This is a genomic window from Caulobacter sp. 17J65-9, assembly GCF_010975005.1.
Classification (GTDB): Bacteria; Pseudomonadota; Alphaproteobacteria; order Caulobacterales; family Caulobacteraceae; genus 17J80-11.
On sequence record NZ_JAAIVC010000246.1, the window covers coordinates 1 to 3,927 of the forward strand.

Sequence of the window (3,927 nt, forward strand, 5' to 3'; positions counted from 1 at the left end):
CCCCCTCTGGGGGAGGGGGACCACCCGAAGGGTGGTGGAGGGGGCTCCAGCGGAGCGAGCCGCCTCAGCTGCACCGGCGCGCCAAGACGAGCCCCCTCCACCGCCTTCGGCGGTCCCCCTCCCCCACCGCTACGCTCGGGGGAGGAATGGCCACACCCCTGTAACAAAAACGTCACATTTCAACCGGAGCGGGCGCGAAACGCCGCTCAGGTAATTGCTAAGCTGAAAGCAACAGCTTAGGTCCGCGCCACTTCGCCGCGGGCCTCCCCGCCTGCGGGACGCACAGAAGAGATTTCCCATGAAGACCCTGCTGACCGCTTCGGCCGCCGCCGTCGCCCTGTTCGCCGCCGCCCCGGCCTTCGCCGGCTCGGGCCAGCTGGACGCCTCCTACGGCCAGATCGAAGTGCCGTACGGCGACAACATCGACGCCCTGAGCATCGGCGGCGCCGCCACCACCGAGATCGCCTCGGGCTGGAACATCCAGGGCGACGCGACCGTGAAGCGCCTGTCGCAAGACGGCGACGCCTTCCAGTACACCGACGCCGGCCTGCACCTCTTCACCCGCAACGACGCGTGGACCGCCGGCGTGTACGCCGACACCACCGACATGAGCATGATGAGCGCCTGGGGCCTGGGCGTCGAAGGCGCCTACAACTTCGACAAGGTCACCGTCGACGGCTCGCTCGGCTACAACACCATCGAAGTCTTCGGCACCGACCTGGACGGCTGGAACGTCACCGCCGGCGCCACCTACTTCGTCACCGACAACCTGGCCTTCGGCGCCGACCTGGGCCGCATGGAAGTCGAAGACATGGAACTGAACACCTGGACCCTGTCGGGCGAGTGGAAGCCGGAAGCGTCGCCGGTCAGCTTCTACGCCGAGTACAACGAGAAGCAGCTGGAAACCTTCGGCGACTTCGACGTCAACACCTGGACCCTGGGCGTCCGCTGGACCTTCGGCGCCGACTCCCTGAAGTCGCGCGAGCGTTCGGGCGCCTCGCTGAAGGGCGGCCTGAACTTCTCCGACATCCTGTTCGCGCCGGTCATCTAAGCGTTTCGACCCCGGTCGATACGGAAAGCCCCGCGGGAAACCGCGGGGCTTTTGCGTTTGGGGCGGCGGCTCCTTCTCCCCCTGAGGGAGAAGGACGGAGCCCGCGCACCGGAGGCCCGCAGGGCCGAAGGTCCGCGCGGGAGGATGAGGGGTCGCGCCGTGGCCTGCCGACGTCCTTCCGGGCCAACCACTGCTGGAGCTTCCGTCGCGAGACCCCTCATCCTCCCGCGCAGGCCTCCGCTTCGCTCCGGCGCGCGGGTCCCTCCTTCTCCCTCAGGGGGAGAAGGATCGGGGGACTTGACCTCCCGCCTTCGCCGTCCGACCTGTGCGCTGAATACCGGGGGACCCTGATGACCGGCCTACTCATCCGCGGCCTGCGCGAGGCGGCCGAGCGGCTGCTGTCCGACCAGGACTGGCACGCGCCGCCGCTGGGCGAGGTGCGCGAACTGGCTCCGCCGGGTCCCGGCGGGCCGCTGCGGGCGCGGCTGTACGCGCCGGTCAACGCGCCCGCGCACGGTCCGGCCCTGCTCTACTTCCACGGCGGCGGCTTCGTCTGCGGCAGCATCGACACCCACGACAGCGTCTGTCGCTGGCTGGCCGCCTCGTCGGGGGTGCGCTTCATCTCCTGCGGCTACCGGCTGGCGCCGGAGACCGCCTTCCCCGGCCAGCAGGCCGACGCGCTGGCCGCCGCGCGCTGGGTGCGCGAAGAGGCCGGAGCGCTCGGCGTCGACCCGGAGCGGCTGGCGCTGGGCGGCGACAGCGCCGGCGCCTATCTGGCGGCCCTGACCGCGCTGACGCTGAACGCCGAACGGCCGGGCAGCGTGCCGCTGCAGCTGTTGCTGTATCCCTTGCTGCACCTGGAGGACGCGGTCTGGCGCGAGGAGGTGCTGCGCCACTTCCGGGTGATCGGCCGCGTGGCCGCCCAGTCGATCCGCCGCGAGATCGGCGACGCGCCCTTCCCCTCCCTGCTGGAGGCGCCGCTGGACCACGCGCCCCCGACCCTGCTGGCCGGCGGCGGCCCGCTGGACCCCGTGCGCGCCGACGTCGAGGCCTACGGCCAGCGGTTGGCCGGGGCCGGGCGGCTGGTGTTCGAACGCACCTGGCCGGCCCTGGTGCACGGCGGGCTGAACCTGACCCACCTGTCGAAGGGCTCGGTCAGCGCGCTGACCGAGGTGGGGACGCTGCTCGGGAAAGAGATGAAATAGCCTCCTTCTCCCCCTGAGGGAGAAGGACGGAGCCCGCGCCCCGGAGCGCCAGCGGAGGGCTGCGCGGGAGGATGAGGGGTCGCGCGACGGACGCCGCGCGCGCCCCAGATCAAAACAGAACGAGCTGCGCCATGGACCTAAGGCGCGGTCCGGCCCTCGAAGGCTTGGGCCTGGCTTGAGGGAGAGATGCGGGGCGCCGCAGCGCGACCCCTCATCCTCCCGCGCAGCCCTGCGCCCCGGAGCAAGTCCGGGGCTCCGGGGCGCGGGCCCCTCCTTCTCCCTCAAGGGGAGAAGGATCAGTTGGTGGAAGGCGGGAGGATGAAGGGGCGCGCTGGAACTGAAAAGCTCGCGAACCCCTCCATCCTCCGGGCCCCTCCTCCTCCCGCGGCGGCGGGAGAAGGAAACGCTTCACGCCGCCCACGCCCCGTGGGTCAGCTTGCTCAGCTGGGCGAGAATGACGTCCATGGCCAGGTCGGGCGGCACGTCGTCCTCGCCGAAGGCGCCCTCGGCCAGGATCTGCTCGACGCGGGTGCGGGCGCGGCTGACGCGGCTCTTGATGGTGCCGGTGGCGACCCCGCAGATCTCGCCGACCTCCTCGTAGGAGAAGCCGCCGGCGCCCACCAAAATCAGCGACTCGCGCTGTTCGTCGGGCAGCAGGGCCAGCGCGCGGCGCAGTTCGTCCAGCTCCAGCCCGGCGTCCGGGGCGGAGGCTGCCACCAGGGTGCGCTCGGCCTGTTCGGGATCCAGCGCGCAGGAGCGCCAGGCGCGACGCCGGTCGGAATAGAACTGGTTTCTCAGGATCATGAAGGCCCAGGCCTTCAGGTTGGTCCCGGCCTCGAACCGCTCGCGCGCGTTCCAGGCCTTGAGCAGGGCGTCCTGGGCCAGGTCGTCGGCCTCGGCGCGATTGCGGCATAGAGTTCGGGCGAAGGCGCGGAGCTGAGGGATCAGCGCGGTGAGACCATCTCTGAAGGTCTCGTCAGAAGCAGGCAGGCTACGCATGCGACAAACATCCGGCTACAGCGGGGCGACTTCCCCTGACGCTTGATGAACGCGAAGCTGGCGAAAAAGCTCCACGGTAATTTCACAGGGACTTCCTTCCTTCTTCTCGCCACGGGAGAAGGACCCGCGTTCACGCGTTTATTGAGAGATGAGGATCACCCCGTTGGACCCGACACGCCGCAAGTGGTGGACCGCCGGCCTGTGGCTGGCCGCCGTGATCCTGCTCGCCCTGATCGCCTGGCGCCTGACCGAGGCGGGCCGCCTGCCGCGCGCCGTCGGCGAGCCGGCCGCCCTGGAAGAAAAGCTGGACCAGTTCGCCGCCGCCGACCCCTACATGCTGGCGCTGAAGCAGTACTATCCGGCCGACTACGCCGAGCTGCGCTCGGCCATGCTGACCGACCTGCGCGAGGGCCGCACGCTGAACGAGGTGCAGGCCCGCGCCATGGAGCGCGCCCGCGAACAGTCCGACCGCCGCGCCGCCTACGTGGCCGCCGCCCCGGTCGGGGACCTGACCGCCGTGATCGCCGCCGAGCGGGCCGTGGTGCGCCGCCTGCAGGCCGACAATCAGGAGCTGTGCGCCCAGTTCGGCATGAGCGGCCTGCCGACCGGCGCGCGCACCTCCAGCGAGGCCGCCGCCCTGCTGTCGCGCGCCGCCGAGGCCCGGGTGCGCGC

At 71.0% G+C, this 3,927-nt stretch carries 4 protein-coding genes; 3 read left to right on the plus strand and 1 reads right to left on the minus strand.

Features of this window, described 5'->3' with window-relative positions:
* Positions 1–298 precede the first annotated feature (298 nt).
* Entirely contained in the window at positions 299–1,051 is a 753-nt protein-coding gene (locus G3573_RS20620; protein ID WP_163263536.1) for an outer membrane beta-barrel protein, read from the plus strand.
* 350 nt (positions 1,052–1,401) lie between these two features.
* Positions 1,402–2,256 carry an alpha/beta hydrolase gene (locus G3573_RS20625; protein WP_163263537.1) on the plus strand — a complete coding sequence of 285 codons (855 nt, stop codon included), beginning with the start codon at positions 1,402–1,404 and terminating at the stop codon, positions 2,254–2,256.
* Between the two features lie 408 nt (positions 2,257–2,664).
* On the opposite strand, the gene G3573_RS20630 is transcribed toward G3573_RS20625, so the two are convergent.
* The gene (locus G3573_RS20630; RefSeq protein WP_163263538.1) at positions 2,665–3,255 is read right to left on the minus strand and encodes a sigma-70 family RNA polymerase sigma factor; all 591 of its coding nucleotides are present in this window, start codon (positions 3,253–3,255) and stop codon (positions 2,665–2,667) included.
* 163 nt (positions 3,256–3,418) lie between these two features.
* Between G3573_RS20630 and G3573_RS20635 the strand changes: the two genes are divergently transcribed.
* Positions 3,419–3,927 (plus strand): hypothetical protein (locus G3573_RS20635; protein WP_205598407.1); only part of this gene is annotated, 509 nt, incomplete at its 3' end.